22 protein-coding genes are annotated in these 20,609 nt (G+C 65.6%); 18 read left to right on the top strand and 4 right to left on the bottom strand.

Annotated elements, in window-relative coordinates:
* Positions 1–350: 350 nt before the first annotated feature.
* Both hflX and AC6JAC_RS14555 read left to right on the top strand, forming a co-directional pair.
* The gene (gene hflX, locus AC6JAC_RS14560; RefSeq protein ID WP_497965183.1) at positions 351–1,919 is read left to right on the top strand and encodes a GTPase HflX; all 1,569 of its coding nucleotides are present in this window, start codon (positions 351–353) and stop codon (positions 1,917–1,919) included.
* Positions 1,912–3,984: an ATP-dependent DNA helicase gene (locus AC6JAC_RS14555; protein WP_497965181.1), complete on the top strand. Its 2,073-nt coding sequence runs from the start codon at positions 1,912–1,914 to the stop codon at positions 3,982–3,984. The genes hflX and AC6JAC_RS14555 overlap by 8 nt, the downstream gene beginning before the upstream one ends.
* 12 nt (positions 3,985–3,996) lie before the next feature.
* Here the strand turns inward: AC6JAC_RS14555 and lexA are convergent, their stop codons facing one another.
* A complete protein-coding gene (gene lexA, locus AC6JAC_RS14550) occupies positions 3,997–4,746 on the bottom strand; it encodes a transcriptional repressor LexA (protein WP_028271938.1) in 750 nt (249 codons plus the stop codon).
* A gap of 325 nt (positions 4,747–5,071) precedes the next feature.
* Between lexA and AC6JAC_RS14545 the strand changes: the two genes are divergently transcribed.
* From AC6JAC_RS14545 to AC6JAC_RS14510, 8 genes are all read left to right on the top strand, one after another.
* On the top strand, positions 5,072–5,530 hold the full coding sequence (locus AC6JAC_RS14545; RefSeq protein WP_028271937.1) for a LysM peptidoglycan-binding domain-containing protein: 459 nt from the start codon (positions 5,072–5,074) through the stop codon (positions 5,528–5,530).
* A gap of 97 nt (positions 5,531–5,627) precedes the next feature.
* Positions 5,628–6,746, top strand: a complete 1,119-nt coding sequence (locus tag AC6JAC_RS14540; protein ID WP_028271936.1) for a histidinol-phosphate transaminase — start codon at positions 5,628–5,630, stop codon at positions 6,744–6,746.
* A gap of 89 nt (positions 6,747–6,835) precedes the next feature.
* Positions 6,836–7,462: an imidazoleglycerol-phosphate dehydratase HisB gene (gene hisB, locus AC6JAC_RS14535; protein ID WP_028271935.1), complete on the top strand. Its 627-nt coding sequence runs from the start codon at positions 6,836–6,838 to the stop codon at positions 7,460–7,462.
* Positions 7,459–8,220 carry an imidazole glycerol phosphate synthase subunit HisH gene (hisH, locus tag AC6JAC_RS14530; protein WP_028271934.1) on the top strand — a complete coding sequence of 254 codons (762 nt, stop codon included), beginning with the start codon at positions 7,459–7,461 and terminating at the stop codon, positions 8,218–8,220. Before hisB ends, hisH begins: the two co-directional genes overlap by 4 nt.
* The gene (locus AC6JAC_RS14525; RefSeq protein ID WP_497965177.1) at positions 8,221–8,379 is read left to right on the top strand and encodes a CG2302 family histidine operon protein; all 159 of its coding nucleotides are present in this window, start codon (positions 8,221–8,223) and stop codon (positions 8,377–8,379) included. It abuts the gene before it with no gap.
* Positions 8,380–8,436: 57 nt separating this feature from the next.
* On the top strand, positions 8,437–9,183 hold the full coding sequence (priA, locus tag AC6JAC_RS14520) for a bifunctional 1-(5-phosphoribosyl)-5-((5-phosphoribosylamino)methylideneamino)imidazole-4-carboxamide isomerase/phosphoribosylanthranilate isomerase PriA (protein ID WP_028271933.1): 747 nt from the start codon (positions 8,437–8,439) through the stop codon (positions 9,181–9,183).
* 13 nt (positions 9,184–9,196) lie between these two features.
* The gene (locus AC6JAC_RS14515) at positions 9,197–10,096 is read left to right on the top strand and encodes an SseB family protein (RefSeq protein WP_028271932.1); all 900 of its coding nucleotides are present in this window, start codon (positions 9,197–9,199) and stop codon (positions 10,094–10,096) included.
* Between the two features lie 58 nt (positions 10,097–10,154).
* Positions 10,155–11,456, top strand: a complete 1,302-nt coding sequence (locus tag AC6JAC_RS14510; protein WP_028271931.1) for an MFS transporter — start codon at positions 10,155–10,157, stop codon at positions 11,454–11,456.
* A 161-nt stretch (positions 11,457–11,617) separates the two neighbouring features.
* Here AC6JAC_RS14510 and AC6JAC_RS14505 read toward each other — a convergent pair whose 3' ends face one another.
* A complete protein-coding gene (locus AC6JAC_RS14505) occupies positions 11,618–12,016 on the bottom strand; it encodes a DUF1844 domain-containing protein (RefSeq protein ID WP_028271930.1) in 399 nt (132 codons plus the stop codon).
* Between the two features lie 387 nt (positions 12,017–12,403).
* On the opposite strand from AC6JAC_RS14505, the gene infC reads away from it, so the two are divergent.
* The 4 genes from infC to AC6JAC_RS14485 all read left to right on the top strand — a co-directional run bounded on the left by infC (position 12,404) and on the right by AC6JAC_RS14485 (position 15,300).
* Positions 12,404–13,468: a translation initiation factor IF-3 gene (infC, locus tag AC6JAC_RS14500; protein WP_028271929.1), complete on the top strand. Its 1,065-nt coding sequence runs from the start codon at positions 12,404–12,406 to the stop codon at positions 13,466–13,468.
* Positions 13,469–13,584: 116 nt separating this feature from the next.
* Entirely contained in the window at positions 13,585–13,779 is a 195-nt protein-coding gene (rpmI, locus tag AC6JAC_RS14495) for a 50S ribosomal protein L35 (RefSeq protein ID WP_009358635.1), read from the top strand.
* A gap of 118 nt (positions 13,780–13,897) precedes the next feature.
* The gene (gene rplT / locus AC6JAC_RS14490) at positions 13,898–14,356 is read left to right on the top strand and encodes a 50S ribosomal protein L20 (RefSeq protein WP_028271928.1); all 459 of its coding nucleotides are present in this window, start codon (positions 13,898–13,900) and stop codon (positions 14,354–14,356) included.
* Between the two features lie 47 nt (positions 14,357–14,403).
* Positions 14,404–15,300 carry a TrmH family RNA methyltransferase gene (locus AC6JAC_RS14485; RefSeq protein ID WP_028271927.1) on the top strand — a complete coding sequence of 299 codons (897 nt, stop codon included), beginning with the start codon at positions 14,404–14,406 and terminating at the stop codon, positions 15,298–15,300.
* Between the two features lie 139 nt (positions 15,301–15,439).
* On the opposite strand, the gene AC6JAC_RS14480 is transcribed toward AC6JAC_RS14485, so the two are convergent.
* Positions 15,440–15,706 carry a GlsB/YeaQ/YmgE family stress response membrane protein gene (locus tag AC6JAC_RS14480; protein WP_028271926.1) on the bottom strand — a complete coding sequence of 89 codons (267 nt, stop codon included), beginning with the start codon at positions 15,704–15,706 and terminating at the stop codon, positions 15,440–15,442.
* Positions 15,707–15,936: 230 nt separating this feature from the next.
* Between AC6JAC_RS14480 and AC6JAC_RS14475 the strand changes: the two genes are divergently transcribed.
* Entirely contained in the window at positions 15,937–16,854 is a 918-nt protein-coding gene (locus tag AC6JAC_RS14475; RefSeq protein WP_028271925.1) for a cation diffusion facilitator family transporter, read from the top strand.
* A gap of 59 nt (positions 16,855–16,913) precedes the next feature.
* Here AC6JAC_RS14475 and AC6JAC_RS14470 read toward each other — a convergent pair whose 3' ends face one another.
* Positions 16,914–18,125 (bottom strand): MFS transporter, encoded by a 1,212-nt coding sequence (locus tag AC6JAC_RS14470; RefSeq protein ID WP_028271924.1) that lies wholly within the window; start codon positions 18,123–18,125, stop codon positions 16,914–16,916.
* Positions 18,126–18,305: 180 nt separating this feature from the next.
* Between AC6JAC_RS14470 and AC6JAC_RS14465 the strand changes: the two genes are divergently transcribed.
* The 3 genes from AC6JAC_RS14465 to AC6JAC_RS14455 all read left to right on the top strand — a co-directional run bounded on the left by AC6JAC_RS14465 (position 18,306) and on the right by AC6JAC_RS14455 (position 20,595).
* Positions 18,306–18,758: a (deoxy)nucleoside triphosphate pyrophosphohydrolase gene (locus AC6JAC_RS14465; protein WP_028271923.1), complete on the top strand. Its 453-nt coding sequence runs from the start codon at positions 18,306–18,308 to the stop codon at positions 18,756–18,758.
* A gap of 158 nt (positions 18,759–18,916) precedes the next feature.
* Positions 18,917–19,897 carry a methionine ABC transporter ATP-binding protein gene (locus tag AC6JAC_RS14460; protein WP_028271922.1) on the top strand — a complete coding sequence of 327 codons (981 nt, stop codon included), beginning with the start codon at positions 18,917–18,919 and terminating at the stop codon, positions 19,895–19,897.
* Positions 19,894–20,595, top strand: coding sequence for a methionine ABC transporter permease (locus AC6JAC_RS14455; protein WP_028271921.1), 702 nt, complete (start codon positions 19,894–19,896; stop codon positions 20,593–20,595). Before AC6JAC_RS14460 ends, AC6JAC_RS14455 begins: the two co-directional genes overlap by 4 nt.
* Positions 20,596–20,609: the final 14 nt, after the last annotated feature.

Here is a 20,609-nt window from a genome sequence, read left to right as displayed (position 1 = left end):
CTTTGAGTAGCCGGCACGGGCACCGCCCGTCCCGCAGCGACGCAGGTATTCACCTTCCGCTCAGTGCGCCGTCACGCCGTGATTGTCCGGCAGAACGTCCCGCCCGTACTACTTGGAGTCCAGCAATGCTGATCGTCTGACCATGCGCCCATCCGAAACGCGCACCCACCGCAACGCCGCCTGCCTCGCACGTCGTCGCCCCGCATACCGTCCGTACCGCCGCCCGCTGCGCCGCAGCCGCCGGCACTCCAGGAGCCCGAATGACCAATAGTCGTCAGCCCAGCGCGAATACCGCCCCGCAGACAAACAATCAGCATTATTCTGAAGGTGTCGAATCTTCAAAGGAGAACATGACCAACCAGCCCAACACCGGATCAGATGCAGCCTCCCAGGACATGAGTCCTGAGGAAATCCAGGCCGTCATCGACCGGATTCTGTCCAAGGATGTCCCGGCCCGTGCCGCCCACTCCGCCCCGGAAAGTTCGCGCGGAGTTTTGGGATCGGCCCAGGCGATTTCCCGCCAGGACAGCGAACACAGCATCTTCGACGGGGACCAGCAGGACCTTGAGGAACGCCGGGCCCTGCGCCGTACCGCCGGCCTTTCCACCGAACTCGAAGACGTCACCGAAGTTGAATACCGGCAGCTGCGCCTCGAACGCGTGGTGCTGGCCGGCCTCTGGACAGAAGGCACCCTCGCCGACGCGGAAAATTCGCTCCGCGAACTCGCTGCCCTTGCCGAAACAGCGGGTTCGGAAGTCCTCGACGGCATCGTCCAGCGCCGCGCCAAGCCTGACCCCGGTACCTTCCTCGGCTCCGGCAAGGCCCAGGAGCTCAAGGACATCGTGATGTCCACTGGTGCCGACACCGTAGTGGTGGATGCCGAGCTGGCACCGTCACAGCGGCGCGGACTCGAGGACATCGTGAAGGTCAAGGTCATCGACCGCACCGCCCTGATCCTGGACATCTTCGCCCAGCATGCCAAGAGCCGCGAAGGCAAAGCCCAGGTGGAGCTGGCGCAGCTCGAGTACCTCCTCCCGCGCCTGCGCGGCTGGGGCGAATCCATGTCCCGCCAGGCCGGCGGCCAGGTGGGCGGCGCAGGCGCCGGCATGGGCTCCCGTGGCCCCGGTGAAACCAAAATCGAACTGGACCGGCGCCGGATCCGCACCAGGATGGCCAAACTGCGGCGCGAAATCGCCGCAATGAAGCCGGCGCGGGAAACCAAGCGGGCCAACCGCCGTCGTAATTCCGTGCCGTCCGTAGCCATCGCAGGGTACACAAACGCCGGAAAGTCCTCGCTGCTGAACCGGCTGACCGACGCCGGGGTCCTGGTCGAGAACGCCCTGTTCGCGACGCTGGATCCCACCGTCCGCAAAGCGGAAACAGCCGATGGCCTGGGCTACACCCTGGCGGACACCGTGGGCTTCGTGCGGTCCCTTCCCACCCAGCTGGTGGAAGCGTTCCGCTCCACGTTGGAGGAAGTGGCCGATTCGGACCTCATCCTGCACGTGGTGGACGTCTCGCATCCCGATCCGGAAGGCCAGATCGCCGCGGTCCGGGCAGTGTTCAGCGAAGTGGACGCCCGCAAGGTCCCGGAGATCATCGTGCTGAACAAGGCCGACGCCGCGGATCCCTTCGTCGTGGAACGCCTCAAGCAGCGCGAACCCCGCCACGTGGTGGTCTCCGCCCGCACCGGGCAGGGCATCGCCGAGCTCCTGAAGGCGATCAGCGAATCCATTCCGCGGCCCAGCGTCAAGATGGAACTGCTGATTCCCTACAACCGCGGGGACCTGATCAGCAAACTCCACGAAACGGACGCCGAAATCCTTCGCCTGGATCATGAGGAGGAGGGCACCCGCGCCCTCGTCATGGTGCGCGAAGGGCTCGCCGCTGAACTGGAATCCTTCATCAGCAATGTCTGATCCCGGGGCCGGAGAAACCAGCGGCTCCGCCGGCGAGGAGTTCGTCATCGAACTTCTCGACCGGGCAGTGTCCGGCATGGGCGGACAGAGCCGCAGCGGCCAGCACGAGATGGCCAGGCAGGTGGCGCGCGCTATCGACAGCGGCGACCACCTGCTGGTCCAGGCCGGCACCGGCACGGGCAAGTCCTTGGCATACTTGATTCCGCTGATTGCGCATTCACAGGTCAGCGACAAACCCACTTTGGTGTCCACTGCCACCCTGGCCCTGCAGACCCAGATCGTGGGCAGGGACCTTCCCCGGCTGCTGGAAACCATCACCCCCGCGCTGGAGCGCCCCGTTAAGGTCGCGCTCGTCAAGGGCCGGGCAAACTACGTCTGCCGGCACAAGCTCGACGGCGGGTTCCCCTCCGAAGAGCCTTCGGAGGGACAGCTCTTCTCCCTGGGCGAGGACACCAGCGTCCCGCACTTCGCCGCGTCCTTGGGCGGTCCGGCCTCGCAGCTGGGCAAGGAAGTGGTCAGGCTCCGGGAGTGGGCTGAGAAAACGGCCACGGGGGACCGGGATGAACTGATGCCGGGGGTGACGGACCGTGCCTGGCGGCAGGTGTCCGTCACGTCGATGGAATGCCTGGGCGCGCAGAAATGTCCCATGGCTGCCGAATGCTTCAGCGAACTGGCCCGCCAGGACGCCGCCGAGGCTGACGTCGTGGTCACCAACCATGCCATGCTGGCCGTCAGCGCCTTCGAAGGCCTGGCAGTCCTGCCGGAGTACGACGTCGTGGTGGTCGACGAGGCGCACGAGCTGCAGGACCGGGTAACGGGAGCGGTCTCCGGCCAGCTGTCCGTGGCCATGGTCCACGCCGCCGCCTCCGGCGCCCGGAAAAATACGGGAATCACGGTGGATGCACTCAATAACGCTGCTGCGAACCTTGAACTGGCCATCGCCGGAGTCCCCAGCGGCCTTCTGCCCAACGGCCTCAACGACGAACAGCTCGACTGCGTCGACCAGTTGCGGGAAGCCTGCCGCGCCGCCCTGTCCGACTCCAAGGGGGACAGCGCCAACACGGCCGACGGCGGACGCCAGCTCGCCCGGTCGCGCCTGATGGTCATCCTTGAGCTCTGCGAACGCCTGATTGCCGCGCGGGAAAACCGCGAAGTGGTCTGGTTTTCGCGAAACAGCACCTTTGACCCGCAGCAGGGCTACTCCCAGCCGGACGATGCGGCGCCGGCCCTGATCAACATTGCACCGCTGAGTGTGGCTGGAAAGCTCCGTGACGGGCTCTTTGCGGGCCATACAGTGATCCTGACCTCGGCCACCCTCGCCATAGGATCGGCCTTCGAACCCGCCGCCGGCGGGCTCGGGCTCGTGGGACAGGGCGCACCCAGCTGGACCGGAGTGGACGTCGGGTCCCCTTTTGACTATCCCAAGCAGGGAATCCTCTACGTGGCCAGCCATCTGCCGAAGCCCGGCCGGGGGACATCCCCTGAAGCGCTGGATGAGCTGGAGAAACTTATCCGGGCCTCGGGCGGCGGGGCACTGTGCCTCTTTTCGTCGCGGCGGGCCGCCGAAGAAGCGGCAGAAGCCATGCGCCCGCGGCTGGATGTCAGCATCCTGTGCCAGGGCGAATCGACCATGACCGCACTCGTGCGGCAGTTCGCCGACGAACCGGACACCTGCCTTTTCGGCACCATGTCCCTGTGGCAGGGTGTTGACGTCCCCGGCGGGTCATGCCGGCTGGTGGTCATCGACCGGATTCCGTTCCCGCGGCCGGATGACCCGCTCATGACGGCACGCTCCCGGGCCGTGGCCCAGGCGGGCGGCAACGGCTTCATGTCGGTATCGGCCACCCACGCCGCGATCCGGCTGGCCCAGGGAGCAGGCCGGCTGATCCGCTCCACGGGCGACAAAGGTGTTGTGGCCGTCCTGGACTCCAGGCTGTCCACGGAGCGTTACGGGGGCTTCCTGCGGGCTGCCCTGCCACCGTTCTGGCCCACCACTGATCCGGCCATCGCGGTTGCGGCGCTGAGCCGGCTTGCACAGGCTCCGGCAGAGGCCGCTTCCGCCTGAAGGAGTGCGCTGCTACAGCGAGCGAAGGACCGAAACGACCTTGCCCATGATGGTGGCGTGATCGCCCAGGATGGGTTCGTACTGCGTGTTCTGGGGCAGCAGCCAGGTGTGGCCGTCCCGCTGGCGGAACGTCTTGACTGTGGCTTCATCATCGAGGAGGGCGGCAACAATGTCGCCGTTGGCGGCGTCGCTCTGCCGGCGCACCACAACCCAGTCGCCGTCGCAGATCGCCGCGTCGATCATGGAATCGCCGGACACCTTCAGCATAAATAGCTCCCCGTGGCCCACCAGTTGCCGTGGCAGCGGCATCAGGTCCTCGACGACCTGGTCAGCCAGGATCGGGCCGCCGGCAGCGATCCGCCCGACCAAGGGGACCATGGCCGTATCCGTTGCCGTGGCCAGTTCGGAAACAGACAGGCCGCCGACGGTACGCAGCCGGGCAGGCTTCTCCACGCCGGTGATTTTGGCCGTACCCTCGTCCAGGGTCAACGGCATCAGGACTTCCATGGCACGCGGCCGCTTGGGGTCGCGGCGGAGGTAGCCCAGCTTCTCAAGCTGCGAGAGCTGGTGGGTGACGCTGGAGAGGCTGGCCAGCCCCACGGTGTCGCCGATTTCACGCATTGACGGCGGGTAGCCGTTGTCGTTGACGGAGCGCTGGATCGTTTCCAGAATTTTCTTCTGACGTACTGTGAGGCCCTTCGGCTTCGCTGATGACTGCTGGCTCCGCTGCGTAGCCCTGCCGCCGGTGGCTTGTGCTGCCATGTTCGCCAACGCCTTTCCGTTCTCCCCGGCCTCCATCGCTGCAGGTGCCGGGAACTTCCGGCCTGAAATGTCAGACCCTGCTGATCAACTGCAGAAGTGGTTGTTCTGTAGCTCAAACGTAGGCCAGCCCCACAGGTTTTTCAAACATTTGTTCTAGTGAGTCTCGACAATGTTCGTTAATAAGTGCTAGAACAGAACCAGTAAAGTTCGAATATGTGTTCTAGTCGCAACGCTCCTTCGGTTCTATGTTCGAAAACCGGAACGGGCGGTCGCCGGCTTCAGGAACACAGCGGGCAGCACAGTCAGGTCCAGGAGGGCTCAGTTCATGTCAGTTACAAGCGCTATTCACGGTTCGCGTCATGATGGTTCGGCCAAGCAGGGTTTGGGACACCACGGCCCGGAATCTCCCATGCTGGGCTTCAACTGGGAGGAACGCCCGGTCGTTAAGGCGGCGAAGACCAGGTCCTCGCAGCCGCCCCTCCGACTGACCCGCCGCGGGCGCATTGTCCTGGTCGGGATTCCACTGATCCTGCTGTCCGTGCTCCTGATCTCGCTGGCCGGCTTCCTGAACTCGCCGGCGAAGGCCGCGGATTCCGCAACCGAGCTGTCCTTGACTCCCACCGTGTCGGTGACGGTTCAGCCGGGGCAGTCCCTCTGGGAGATCGCCGGGTCCGTGGCGCCCGAACGTGACCCGCGGGACGTCGTGGCCGACATTGTCCAGCTGAACAACCTCGACGGCGGCAGGGTCATGCCGGGGCAGCAGATCTTTGTCCCTTCAAACTAGGGCGCCAGGACTCAATCCAGCCCGTCAAGACCTGCTTGAGACCGGGAGGTGGCGTCACAGTTTCGGCGGCCCGGCCACCCTCACTTAAACTGTTGAAGTGACTGACCAGCTAGAGCGACTGAACCGACTTCCCCTCCGGACCAACCTTCGGGGCCTGAGCCCGTACGGTGCGCCGCAGCTGGATGTTCCCATCCTGCTCAACGTCAACGAAAACACCCATGGCGTTCCGGCCGATGTCCTCGCCGCCATCTCCGAGGCCGTGACCGCTGCCGCGGCGGGACTGAACCGCTACCCGGACCGGGAGTTCACCGAACTGCGTGAGCGCCTGGCGGAGTACCTGGGCCACGGACTGGGCGCTGAGAACATCTGGGCCGCCAACGGGTCCAATGAAGTGCTGCAGCAGATCCTGCAGGCGTTTGGCGGGCCGGGGCGTACCGCCCTCGGATTCCCGCCCACGTATTCCATGTACCCCCTGCTGGCAAGCGGCACCGACACGGGCTACATCGTCGGCCAGCGTGCGGACGATTACGGCCTCAGTGCTGAGTCGGCGGCCCGTCAGGTGCGGGAGCTCCAGCCCAACATCGTTTTCCTGTGTTCACCGAACAACCCCACCGGCACGGGCCTGGGGCTGGACGTGGTGGAAGCCGTTTACGCCGCGGGCGAGGCCAGCCAGACGGTCGTGATCGTCGATGAGGCCTACCACGAGTTTGCGCACGACGGGACGCCCAGCGCCCTCATCCTCCTGCCGGGCCGTGAGCGCCTGATCGTGTCCCGCACCATGAGCAAGGCCTTTGCCTTGGCCGGTGCAAGGCTCGGCTACATGGCGGCCGCCCCCGAGGTTACGGACGCACTGCGGCTCGTTCGGCTGCCGTACCACCTGTCCGCCATCACGCAGGCGACCGGCCTGGCAGCCCTGACACACCGCGAAGCCCTCATGGCCGACGTCGAGGACATCAAGCGGCAGCGCGACCGGATCGTCACGGAGCTGACCCGGATGGGACTCAAGCCTGCCGCTTCCGACTCGAACTACGTCTTCTTCGGCGGGCTCGAGGATCCCCACCGCGTCTGGCAGGGACTGCTGGACGCCGGCGTCCTGATCCGGGATGTCGGAATCCCCGGCCACCTGCGCGTCACGGCAGGCACTGAGACGGAAACCACAGCCTTCCTCGAAGCCCTGGAACTGATCCTGGCCGGGCAGCCCAGCGTCCCGGCCTAAACTTGAGTCAGACCCCGGTTTCCCAGGGAGCCGGTTCCGCAGACTTGCACACAGACGGTATTTCTCCTTACATCCAAAGGACACAACACATGAGCACCACCGGATCCATTGCTGCCGAGGCCCGGACCGCCCGTATGGAGCGTTCCACGAGCGAATCATCCGTGCTCGTCGAGATCAACCTTGATGGCACGGGCATCTCGGACATCAGCACCTCGGTTCCGTTCTACGACCACATGCTGACCGCACTGTGCAAGCACTCGCTCATCGACATGACCGTCAAGGCGACCGGTGACATCCACATCGACGTCCACCACACGGTGGAGGACGTCGCCATCACGTTTGGCGAAGTGCTTCGCACCGCGCTGGGCAACAAGGCCGGGATCCGCCGTTTCGGCGAAGCCACCGTACCCCTGGACGAAGCCCTGGCCCATGCCGTCGTCGATGTCTCGGGGCGGCCCTACCTGGTGCACGGCGGTGAGCCCGCCGGGCAGGAATACCACCTGATCGGCGGCCACTTCACCGGTTCGCTGACCCGTCACGTCTTCGAGGCGATCACCCTGCACGCCGGTATCTGCCTGCATATGAACGTCATCGCAGGCCGGGACCCCCACCACATCGTGGAAGCCCAGTTCAAGGCCTTCGCGCGTGCCCTGCGCGCCGCCGTGGAGCCGGACCCCCGCGTGGAGGGCATCCCCTCCACCAAGGGTGCGCTGTGACCGGGCCGATCCTCCAGGACGGGGCAATCCTGGATCCGGCCGGAAACGCCAAGCCGGCGTCACCCGAGGGCAAACCCACCGTCACAGTCCTGGACTACGGCTCCGGCAACGTCCGCTCGGCCGTCCGTGCGCTGGAGCGTGCGGGCGCCGAGGTCATCCTCAGCGCCAAGCCCGAGGACGTCCTGAATGCCGACGGGCTGCTGGTCCCCGGCGTCGGAGCCTTCGAAACGGTCATGCGCGAGCTCAAGGCCGTGGACGCCATCCGGATGATCGGCCGGCGTGTCGCCGGCGGCCGTCCTGTCCTCGGCATCTGCGTGGGACTCCAGGTGCTGTTCGAGGCCGGCGTCGAGCACGGTACCGAAGCCGAGGGCATGGGGGAGTGGCCCGGCAAGGTGGAACTGCTGCCCGCCGAGGTCGTACCCCACATGGGCTGGAATACCGTGAAGGTTCCGGAAGGATCCCGGCTCTTCGAGGGCGTTGAAAACGAGCGCTTCTACTTCGTCCACTCCTACGGTGTGCAGCACTGGGACTTCGACGTCATCCAGCCCCGCATGGCGGCGCCGCTTGTCACCTGGTCCGAGCACGGCGCACCGTTCATCGCAGCCGTGGAGAACGGGCCGCTGTGCGCCACCCAGTTCCACCCGGAAAAGTCCGGCGACGCCGGCGCCCGACTCCTCCGCAACTGGGTCAACAGCCTGCGCCACGGCAAGGCGGCCGCCACGGAAGCCGCTGCCGCGAGCAGCGGACCGGCCGCCTAGATGTGGTCCATAGTCCTGATGGGCCTCGCCGGCCTGCTGGTTGGCGGGGCGCTGTCCTTCAGGCAGCAGCACAAGCCGCTCTGGACCCGGGTCGTTTTCTACGTTCTGGCCGGAATGTCGCTGCTGGCCGCATACCTTCTTACCCTGCCGGCCAACTAGCCGGGCCCGCACCCCTGCCTGTTCACCACAGCTTCACTACAACCTGAGGACCTGAAGATGACCACCGAAACGCCGCTGCCCGTCCTGGAACTGCTGCCCGCCGTCGACGTCGTGAACGGCCAGGCGGTCCGCCTGGTCCAGGGCGAGGCCGGCAGCGAGACGAGCTACGGCACGCCGCTGGAAGCTGCGCTCAACTGGCAGGAACAGGGCGCCGAGTGGGTGCACCTGGTGGACCTGGATGCAGCCTTTGGCCGCGGATCCAACGCCGAACTGCTCCGCGAAGTGGTGGGGCGGCTGGACATCAACGTTGAACTGTCCGGCGGCCTGCGCGACGACGAATCACTCGAAAAAGCCCTGGACCTCGGCGTCGCCCGGGTGAACCTGGGCACGGCGGCCCTGGAAAACCCGGAGTGGACTGCACGGGCCATCGACCGCTTCGGTGACAAGATCGCCGTCGGCCTCGACGTGCGCGGAACAACACTGGCGGGCCGCGGCTGGACCAAGGAAGGCGGCGACCTGTGGGACGTGCTGGCACGCCTCGAGGAAGCCGGCTGCGCCCGCTACGTGGTCACGGACGTCACCAAGGACGGCACCCTGCAGGGCCCCAACGTTGAGCTGCTCCGCCAGATGGTGGAGAAGACCGGCAAGCCGGTGGTGGCCTCCGGCGGCATCTCGAGCCTGGAAGACCTCAAAGTGCTGCGCTCCCTCGTCCCGCTGGGCGTTGAAGGTGCCATCGTGGGCAAGGCCCTGTACGCCGGTGCCTTCACGCTGCCGGAAGCGCTTGACGTAGCAGGCCGCCGCTAGGCCGGCAACCACCATGGATCAGCGACCTCCAGCGGAACAGCGCCCCCCGGCCCCCCGGCAGTTGCCCGGCCACATCGCCGCTGCGCTTGCCGGCTCAGGCGGGGCCACGGATTCCGCCGGCCAGCCCTGGGCCGGCCGAAGCCTGGCCGGCGAGGATGCGAAGATCCACAACTTCGAGGACGACGACGGCACGGCCGATGCCGGTTACCTCGCCGCTGTTGACGCCCTGCGCTCCGCTGCCGGCAGTGAGGCTGCGGTGGTTGCGTCCCTGGCCACTGCCCGGGTGTTTGTTCCGATCGTTGCCCAGCTGGCCGAAGAGAGCGACCACGGGACGCACGACCATACGCTTCACGGGGACAAGCAGGCGGACATGGCGCTCGTAACGCTGAAAGCACCGGACGGGCGGACCGCCCTTCCCGTCTTCACGTCGGCAGCGGCATTGGAAGCGTGGCACCCGCAAGCCCGACCGGTGGCGGTGTATGCCGCCAGGGCCGCACTGTCCGCCGTGGCCGAAGGCGCCGAACTCCTCGTGCTGGACCCCGGTTCCGAATACACGTTCGTTGTCCGCCGGCCGGCCGTCTGGGCACTCGCCCAGCAGCAGGAGTGGCTTCCGTCCTACGCAGATCCGGAACTTGCGCGCGCCATGGCGGATGCAACGGCCGGCTATCCGCCGGTAAGGCGCGTGGAACTCGAGCCGGGCGGCGGTGTCGCGTCGTCAACAGCCGGCGGTGCGGTTGTCCCCGGCGGCGGTCCCGGCCCGGAGCTGCGTGTCGTGCTGTACCTGGCAGACGGACTGGACGCGGCGGCCGTCCAGGCAGTAGTGGCCGGACTCAACACCGAGTGGTCCCGGAATGCGGTCTTTGCCGAGCGGGTTGATTCGATAGAGGTAAAGTTGCAGCGCGCAGCAGAGTAGCTGACGGCAGGCGGGTCACATCCCGGTCCTGCCGTCGGCAGGATGAAGGACGTAACCCGTGAATTTCGCTCTCTACAAGGAGCTTCTTGCAGTCAGGCCCATCAGGCGGCTGCTGACCGTCGGAATGATAGCCCGCATACCGCATTCAGCGGCCGGGGTACTGCTGACCCTGCACATCGTCCTCACCCTGGGCGAGGGGTATGCCGCCGCCGGTGCCGCAGCAGCGGTCATGACCATCGGCATCGCCGTCGGGGCCCCCTGGCGCGGCCGCCGGGTGGACACCGTCGGCCTGCGCAAAGCACTGATTCCTTCCGTCGTCTCCGAGACCGTCATCTGGTCCGTGGTTCCGCACGTCTCGTACGAGTGGCTGCTGGCGCTGGTCTTCGTCGGGGGACTCCTCACGCTGCCCATCTTCAGCGTGGTGCGCCAGTCCCTGGGCGTGCTGGCAAGCGGGGAGCAACGGCGGACCGCCTTCGCGCTGGATGCGATCGCCACGGAGCTGGTGTTTATGCTCGGCCCCGCGGCCGGCGCCATCGTGGCCACTGCCGGATATTCGGTGGCAGGACTGACGGTGGTGGGTGTGTGCACGTCCGTGGCCGGCCTGTTCCTGATGTGGTTCAACCCTCCCACGCGCAGCGCGGTGCCGGATGCCGAGTACGAAACGGACCAGCAGGAAGGCGCGGAAGTGGCGGTCGTCGCCGCGGCTCCGGCGCACCTGCAGGAGGCTGCTGCCGAACTTGCTCCGGTGGCGGCCGGTGAGCTCCGCCGCTCGGGCCTGCGGCACAGGGTGGCACACAACTTTGCCTGGTTGACCGCCGCGGTGGCGGCGGTCTTTGCCGTGGCCGCCGGGGCAGGAATGGTCCTGAGCGGCACCGACGTGGGCATTGTTGCCGCTCTGGAGACCGGCGGACACCAGGCCGAGATCGGCCTGGTCTTCGTCTTCTGGTGCGCGGCTTCCGTTGTCGGCGGGCTCCTCTACGGCGCCATGCACCGGCCGGTTTCCCCGATCGTCCTGTTACTCGGGATGGCCGCCCTCACCATCCCGATGGGCTTCGCCCGGGACACGCTGACCCTGTGCCTGCTGTCGCTGCTGCCAGGGTTGCTGTGCGCGCCGGTCCTTTCCTCTGCCTCGGAAAAAGTGGCCGAGCTCGTGGAGGAGGGCCGCCGCGGAGAGGCCATGGGTTGGTACGGGTCTGCACTGACCGCGGGGGTGGCCCTCGGCGCACCGCTGGCCGGTGTCTTCATTGATGGAATCGGACCGTCCGCCGGATTTGTCTCGGTAGGAGCTGCGGGTGTTGTCCTTTGCCTGTTCGGCCTGGTGCTGCTGCGCCACCGCCGCCGGCGCACCCTGGCCGCCTAGAGCGGGACCGGCTCCCGCCTGATCCAACGACAGGATCGCGGCCACCGGCCTGATGCGGTGACGGCGCTAAATCTTCGGGCCTCAAACGACGACGGCGGCGGGCAGACCCCGTTGGTCCGCACGCCGCCGTCGATATGCCGGTTGAAAGCCTGGATTGGCTCCTAGTTGACCGGGCCGGTGTACTTTTCCCCCGGGCCCTTGCCCGGCGCGTCAGGAATGATGGACTCTTCGCGGAAGGCCAGCTGCAGGGAGCGAAGTCCGTCGCGCAACGGACCGGCGTGCTGGGAACCAATTTCCGGAGCGGCAGCAGTCACGAGTCCGGCCAGGGCGGTGATCAGCTTGCGGGCCTCATCCAGGTCCTTGAGCTCCTCGGCATTGTCCTCGGCGGCAAGGCCGAGCTTGACGGCCGACGCGCTCATCAGGTGCACAGCGGCGGTGGTGATGACCTCGATGGCGGGAACCTCGGAGATGTCCCGGATCTGCTGCGAGACCTGCTCCTGGCCGTCCCGCTGACCGGCGGCGGGCTCGAAAACGTGTGAATTACTGTCTGAAGTGCTCATACTGGTAAGCTTGTCACAGACCGACTGAATGTCGTTATTTTGCTATGTGAAACTCGTAACCGCCGATGTGCAGTTTTTGGGGTTCCTTCGGTAGGATTGACTTTCAGTTTGCAAGCGGAGTTCTCTCCCACCCGCGTCAGCCGATTTCCCGGAAGTAGTTTCCCGCGGAAGCAAGGTTGCCGGGTACCTGGTCGGGCGGTCCACAGCAGCGTCAGTTGCGTGGAACGCGTACAGCCTCCCCGGAGGCGGTGTACATCCGATCTTCGAGGCCTTCGATTGCTCCGGCAATTGGGGGCCTTCTCTATTTGCCGGTGGAGTACTCATCTCAACCACAGGAGTTCTAACATTAGCGAGCCAAGAATCAATGAGCGTATCCGCGTCCCCGAGGTGCGGCTGGTCGGCCCTGCAGGTGAACAGGTAGGAATCGTCCGTATTGAGGACGCCCTGCGTTTGGCTGCCGAGTCCGACCTTGATCTCGTTGAAGTTGCACCGCAGGCCAAGCCTCCGGTGTGCAAGCTGATGGACTTCGGCAAGTACAAGTACGAAGCCGCCGTCAAGGCACGCGAGGCCCGGAAGAACCAGACCAACACGGTTCTGAAGGAAATCCGTTTCCGGCTGAAGATCGACACCCACGACTACGAGACCAAGCGCGGCCACGCCCTCCGCTTCCTCGGCGCCGGGGACAAGGTCAAGGCCATGATCCAGTTCCGCGGCCGCGAACAGCAGCGTCCGGAAATGGGCATCCGCCTGCTCCAGCGCTTTGCTGACGATGTCGCCGAAGTCGGCGTTGTCGAGTCCAGCCCCCGCATCGATGGCCGCAACATGGTCATGGTTGTTGGTCCGCTCAAGAACAAGGCTGAGGCCAAGGCAGAAGCCCGCCGTGCGACGCAGCGCGCCGAGGCCAAGGCCCAGAACGAAGCCAAGGCCAGCGGCCGGGTGGACGTCAGCCGCGACCAGCCCGCCATGACGCAGTCCCTTGCGGACCTGCTTCCTGAGGGTTTTGCCGTTACGACTGAAGAAGCAGCACCCGAGGCGAACACTGAGGCCGCGGCTTCAACCAGCGCCGAGGCACCTGCGGAATCGGTTGCGGCCCCGGAAGCAGAAGCCCCGGTCAAGGAAGCTCCGAAGCAGGAAGCTCCCGCTGAGGAAGCTCCGAAGCAGGCAGCGCCCGTCAAGGAAGCGCCTAAGCAGGAAGCTCCGAAGCAGGCAGCACCCAAGCAGGAAGCTCCGAAGCGCGAAGCCCCCAGGGCAGCGGCAGCGCCGCGTCCTGCGGTAAGCAAGCCCGCTGTGGCCAAGGCGCCGGTTGCACCGAAGCCCGCAGAGGCTGCCCCCGTGGCGCCGAAGCCGGCCGGGGTTCCCGCACCGCCGCCCAAGCCGGTAGCCCGGCCTGCGGCACCGAAGCCTGCAGCACGACCTGCTGCTCCCAAACCGGGCAGCAAGAAGACTAACTAGTTCAAAGCTGTGCGAAGCATCGCCTGAGCACAGCAAGCAACCAGCACGCCGCCCGCAGGGGTGGCTGCACGAAAGACTGCAGACTTGTCTGCGGATACGTAAGGAGATCGGTTCCCATGCCGAAGATGAAGACCCACAGTGGTGCTAAGAAGCGCTTCAAGCTGACCGGCAGCGGCAAGCTGCGTCGCCAGCAGGCCAACCGCCGCCACTACCTCGAGCACAAGTCCTCCAGGCTGACCCGTCGCCTCGCCGGCGACAAGATCGTCTTCAAGGGCGACGCCAAGGTCATCCGGAAGATGCTCGGCATCTAAGTTCCAAGTTCTCTGACTGTTGCCACCTGGCAGCGGTCAACTACCAAAAAGGCTTCTCAGGCCAGCCGGTTGTACCGGCAGTAGATGCTTGGGATCAGATTTTCGAAGGAGTACGCACGTGGCACGTGTGAAGAGGGCGGTCAACGCCCACAAGAAGCGCCGGGTTATCCTTGAGCGCGCCAAGGGCTACCGTGGACAGCGTTCACGCCTGTACCGCAAGGCCAAAGAGCAGCTGCTGCACTCGTTTGTGTACAGCTACGGCGACCGCAAGAAGAAGAAGGGCGACTTCCGCCGCCTGTGGATCCAGCGCATCAACGCTGCTTCCCGCGCCAACGGCCTGACCTACAACCGTCTGATCCAGGGCCTGAAGGCCGCTGAGGTCGAGGTTGACCGCCGTATGCTGGCCGAGCTTGCCGTTTCTGACGCCAACGCCTTTGCTGCGCTGGTACAGATCGCCAAGGACTCGCTGCCTGCTGACACTTCCGCGCCGGCCGTCTCGGACGATGCCGCCCCGAAGGCCAAGGCTCCCAAGGCGAAGGCTGCAAAGAAGCCGGCCGCCGAAAAGGCTGCCAAGTAGCATTCCGCAGTTCAGGGACCGGTGGCAATAGCCACTAAAGTTCTTATATGAACGAAACCGGGCGCCCGCAAGACTTTCCACTCTCCAACCCCCGAGCTGATCGGGTGAGGGATGTGGCAAAGCTTGCAGGGCGCCCGGCCCGTTTAAAGCGCGGGCAGTTCCTGGCCGAGGGCCCGCAGGCGGTCCGGGAGGCCCTGGTGCTCCACCGGAAGAGGACTGCCGCGGGGGAGCCGGGCGTGGTCCACGAAGTGTTCGCCAGCGAGAGCTGCCTGGACCGCTATCCCGAGTTTGATGAACTCGCCGAGGGCGTCAATGCCCGGCTCGCTACCGACGAGGTGCTTGCCGCGATGGCGGACACCGTCAATCCCCAGGGCATCATCGCCGTCTGCGCCTTTGTGGATGTGGACCTCAACGCAGTGCTCGACGCCGGTCCACGGCTTATCGCCGTGCTGTGCCAGGTGCGGGACCCCGGAAATGCGGGCACCGTGCTGCGGGCAGCTGACGCCGCCGGAGCCGACGCCGTCGTCCTGACAGCCTCCAGCGTGGACATATACAACCCCAAGGCCGTCCGCTCCACCGCGGGCTCCCTGTTCCATCTCCCCGTGGTGCTGGGAACGGACCTTGCCGACCTGGCCGCCGCCTGCCGCGAACGCGGCATCGGCATCCTGGCCGCCGACGGATACGGCCAGCTTGACCTTGACCAGCTCCAGGATGAAAACGCGGCACGGAGGCTGGGTGCCTCCGGCACAGCCTCCGTGTACGAGCTGGAGCGGCCCACGGCATGGTTGTTCGGCAACGAGGCACAGGGGCTGACCGAGGCTGAACTCGCACTGGCGGACCACCGGGTGGCGGTACCGGTCTACGGGGCCGCGGAAAGCCTGAACGTCGGCACGGCGGCAACGGTGTGCCTCTACGCGAGTGCGCGTTCGCAGAAGCGGGCCTGAACGCCCGTACGCGGCTGGGCAGAACCCGGCTTCAACGAAAAACGGCCTTAACGCAACAGCGGGGCCCGCCTTCCGGTGGGCCCCGCCGTCGTACTCCTCACTGTCAGGCACCTGGTGCCCTCAGTGGTGGTGGGTGAATTTATGAGGTCTTGCTGCGGCCGGTGATGAAGCCGTAGATGCCGGCTACTACAAGGCCGCCGACGATGGCGAGAAGCCAGGAACCGAGGTTCCAGAATTCCATTTTGCCGCCGCCGAACAACAGGTCGCCGATCCAGCCGCCGACGATGGCGCCGACGACACCAAGCACGAGGCTGGTGACCCAGCCGCCGCCGACCTTACCAGGCATGATTGCCTTGACGATTGCTCCTACAATGAGTCCGAGAATGATCCAGCCAAGAAAGCCCATGTCTCCTCCTACATAATCGTCGGAACTCACTACGGGTCCCGATTATGTTCAAGCTAACACAGGTGTGTTTCCTTGTCAGCAGGCTTATTTTCAATGTTTTTGGTGTCGTCCGCTGTGACCCGTGGTGTGTCCGGGAGCGGCGGGCAGGTACCGTGATCCTTGCGGGCATCAGCATTGCGCGGTGATCGCACCTGCAATTTTCCGGCAATCCCTGAAGAGGTGAAGCTCACTTGGCTGCAAATGGCGGTACCAAGGCGATCGTCGCGGCTCTGGCTGCAAACCTGACCATCGCTGTACTGAAGTTCGTCGCGTTCATCCTGACGCTGTCGTCGTCAATGCTGGCCGAGGCCATCCACTCCGTTGCCGACTCCGGCAACCAGGTCCTCCTGCTGGTGGGCGGCAAGCGGGCCCAGCGTGCCGCGAGCCCCGAGCACCCCTTTGGCTACGGACGCGAACGTTACATCTACGCGTTCATCGTCTCGATCGTGCTGTTCAGCGTGGGCGGCCTGTTTGCACTGTACGAGGCGTGGGGGAAGATTCAGCACCCGCACGCCATCGAAGGCGACTTCTGGTGGGTACCGCTGGCCGTGCTGATCGGTGCGATCGTCGCTGAGTCCTTCTCGTTCCGGACGGCAATTGCTGAGTCAAACCGCATCCGCGGCAAGCAGAGCTGGGTGCACTTCGTCCGCAACGCCAAGCAGCCGGAGCTCCCCGTCATCCTGTTGGAGGACCTGGGGGCTCTGCTGGGCCTGGTGTTCGCTTTGTTCGGCGTGGGCCTGACGCTGATCACCGGCGACGGCATCTGGGACGCACTGGGAACGGCGATGATCGGTTTCCTGCTGGTTGCCATCGCCATCGTCCTTGCCCTCGAAACCAAGTCGCTGCTGCTCGGGGAATCCGCCACCAAGGCGGACGTCGCCAGGATCAGCACCGCGCTTGAGGCCGACGGAACCAGGATCATCCACCTGAAGACCATGCACCTGGGTCCGGAAGAACTGTTGGTCGCTGCCAAGATCAGCGTCGGCGCCGCGGCCACCGGAGCGGAGATCGCCACGGTCATCGACGACGCCGAAAAGCGCATCCGCGAGGCCGTGCCCATTGCACGGGTGATCTACCTTGAACCGGACCTGGTGCGCGCGAGCGTCTGATCCGTACTCCGGGGTTTGCACCCGCACGGGGCCGCTGGACCGAACCCTGCCCGGGCAGGTTAGGACACCAGTGGCCTTTTGCGTTCCAGCAGGCCGCTGATGACGGCAACGCCAAGCCCAAGAACGGCCAGTACGGCGCCGACGAGTGCCGGTGCAACGTAGCCCCAGCCCCAGGCGATGACCAGGCCGCCGAGGAAGGCGCCGAGCGCGTTGGCGACGTTCAAGGCTGCGTGGTTCAGCGAGGAGGCCAGCGACGGGGCGTCGGGGGAGGCATCCAGCAGCCGGGTCTGCAGGGCGGGTACCAGCAGTGAGCCGGCACCGCCCACCACAAACACCATCACGAAAGCGGACCACGGCCAATGGACAGCTACGGCGTACACCACCAGGGCGGCGGCGATTCCTGGCAGCACCCAATAGATGGTGCCCATGACCGACTTGTCCGCGATGCGGCCGCCCACGATGTTGCCGGCCACCATGCCGAGTCCGTAGAGGGCCACCACCAGGGGGAGGAACGACGCCGGGATCCCCGCCACGGACGTCATGGTGTGCGCGATGTAGGTGTAGGTGGCGAAGAACCCGCCGAAACCCACGATGCCGATGAGGATGGCGAGCCACACCTGGAGCCGCTTCAAGGCGCCAAGTTCCCGCCGGATGCTGGCATCCGGGTGCGCTTCCTGGAACGGGACGAACTTCCAGAGCATGGCAAGTGTCACCAGCCCGATCACACCGACAAGCACGAACAGCAGGCGCCACCCGAACGCCTGGCCCAGCCAGGTGGCGAAGGGAACGCCGATGACGTTTGAGATGGTCAGGCCGGCCATCACCATGGAAATCGCCCAGCCCCGCTTTGTCGGTGCAACCAGCGAAGCGGCAATGACGGCCGCCACGCCGAAGAACGCTCCGTGGGGCAATCCGGCCGCGAACCGGGACACCAGCATGGTGCCGTAATCCGGAGCGATGAATGACGTGAGATTAGCGAGGCTGAAGAACAGCATGAGGCCCAGCGCGAGGTGCTTGCGGGGAAGCTTGGCGCCGACGGCTGCCAGGAGCGGCGCCCCGATCACGACACCGAGCGCGTAGGCCGAGATGAGGTGGCCCGCTTCCGGAGTACCGATGTTCAGGCCCTGTTCCACCTCCTTGAGCAGCCCCATCATGGTGAATTCGGTGACGCCGATGCCGAATCCGCCCATCGCGAGGGACACGATGGCCAAGGCGACGTTGCGGGGTCCGGCCTTCGGCTTGACGGGGCTGAGGGTGGGCGTGAAGGTCATTGGCCTGCTTTTCGAAAGTTCTGGTTCATCGGGGATTCAGTCAGCGCGAAGCATAAAATCTGATTACTGCAACATTGGAGGAGGCGGCCGTATTCCGGGTCACCGGTTCCTGGGTGACTGCCGTTCCGGGACGACGCCGGCGGAACCGGCCACCACCATTGTCCCCCATAGACTGTTGCGGTGACTGGACTCATCAATGTAGTTGGCGGAGCTGTTGTGGATTCCCTGAGTGCCCCGGCCCGGCTCCTGGTGGCCCGCCGGACGGCGCCACCGCAGTTCGCCGGGATGTGGGAGTTCCCGGGCGGCAAGGTGGAGCCGCTCGAAGCTGCCCAGGATGCCCTGCACCGCGAGCTCAGGGAAGAACTGGGCATTGGCGTCCGGCTGGGCGCTGAGCTGCTGGCGGAGTCCGCTTCCGGCTGGCCGCTCAATGCCAAGGCCACCATGCGCGTCTGGTTTGCCGAGATCGCGGACGGCGAACCCCGCCCGCTGGAAGACCACGACGAACTGCGCTGGATCAGCTTGACGGAAAGTGGCGAAGCTCTCACCCTTCCTTGGATCCCGGCGGATTTCCCGATTGTCCGGGCCCTGCTCGCTGCAGTTGCCGGTTCAGAGCGGGTTCCGCTGGATTCGTGAAATTATCCGAGTGCTGAAACCCGTTTCTGCGGAATAAATTCGGATTGGGCGCCTTCAATGGCTTCTTGGCAGAATTCTTAAGTTGGGTGCGGACGTTGTCCGCACCCGCTTTTGCGGACAATCGTTCCGCGAGGATTTGAGCCATCACAGGGAGCCCCATGATTTCCGTAGAACGGGTGTCGAAGAGCTACGGCTCCGGTGAGACGGCGGTTCGTGCGCTCGACGACGTTTCGCTGGCAGTCGGACGCGGTGAGATCTTCGGCGTCGTCGGGCAAAGCGGTGCCGGCAAGAGCACGCTGATCCGCACCATCAATTCGCTGGAGCGCCCCGATTCGGGATCTATCGTGGTGGATGGCCGCGACGTCACGTCCCTGACCGGTGCCGGGCTGCGCAGCGCCCGGCACAACATCGGCATGATCTTCCAGCACTTCAACCTGCTCAGCAGCCGGACAGTGCAGGCCAACGTGGAGCTGTCCCTCGAAATTACCGGAGCGGGGCGCGCCGCGAGGCGGTCACAGGCCTTGGAGATCCTCGAGCGGGTGGGCCTCCACGGAAAAGCGGCCGCGTATCCGGCGCAGCTGTCCGGCGGTCAAAAGCAGCGGGTCGGGATTGCCCGTGCGCTGGCTTCCAAGCCATCCGTTCTGCTCAGCGACGAGGCAACATCCGCGCTGGACCCCGAAACCACCACCCAGATCCTGGACCTCATCAGGCAGCTCAGCAAGGACATGGGCCTCACGGTGCTGCTCATCACGCACGAAATGGACGTGGTCAAACGCATCTGCGACGCCGCCGCCGTCATGAGCGAGGGCAGGATCCTGGAACAGGGGCCCGTGGAGCAGTTGCTGACCACCGAGAAGTCCTTGCTGGGCCATGCGCTCTTCCCGCTCGGCGACATACCGGAAACGGACAACACCATCATCGAAATCACCTTCACCGGAGCCACCTCCGACAGTCCGGTCATTGCGCGGCTGGCCCGCCGGCACGGCATCGACGTCGGGATCCTCGGCGCGGCCGTGGAAACCATCCATGGCCGGCAGACCGGCCGCACCCGGCTGGAACTGCCGGGCGAACCATCGGCGGTTGCCGCCGCAGTGGCCGATCTTCGGGCCCAGGGACTCTTTGTGGAGGTCGTTAAATGATTGACCGCGACGACCCGTACTTCTGGCGCGACCTGTTCGAGACGATTCTCAAGGGCACCGGCGAGACGTTCTACACCGTGGGCTTCAGTCTGCTGTTCACGGTGGTGTTCGGCCTGGCCGCCGGTGTCCTCCTCGTGACCACCGAGCCCGGCGGACTCCTCGCCAAGCCGTTCGGCAGCAGGATCCTCGGCACGGTCATCAACCGCCTGCTGGACGTGGCAGTGAACATTGGCCGGTCCATCCCGTTCATCATCCTGATGATTCTGCTGATTCCCTTCACCCGCCTGGTGGTGGGCTCCTTCATTGGCGCAACAGCCGCGATCGTGCCCCTCACCATCGCCGGCATCCCGTTCTTCGCCCGCCTCGTGGAGATCGGCATCCGCGAAGTTCCCCGGGGGCTGATCGAAGCCGCCGAATCGCTGGGCGCCACCCGGTGGACCATCCTGACCAGGGTGATGGTGGCCGAGGCCGTTCCCGCCCTGGCGCTTGGGCTGTCCACCACCGTTGTTGGATTGATCGGATACTCCGCCATGGTGGGTGCCGTGGGCGGCGGCGGGCTCGGCGACGTTGCGTTCCGCTACGGTTACCAGCGCTACAGCCCCGAGTACATGTTCGGTGTGGTGATCCTGCTGATCCTGCTGGTGCAGGTCTTCCAGTCCCTCGGCAACTTCGCCGCACGCCGCCTCTCACACCGCTAGCGGCTCGTCATCCG

The organism is Arthrobacter sp. KUASC02 (assembly GCF_059739395.1).
Note: the sequence above shows the minus strand (reverse complement) of the source record. Positions and strands in the feature narration are given on the sequence as shown.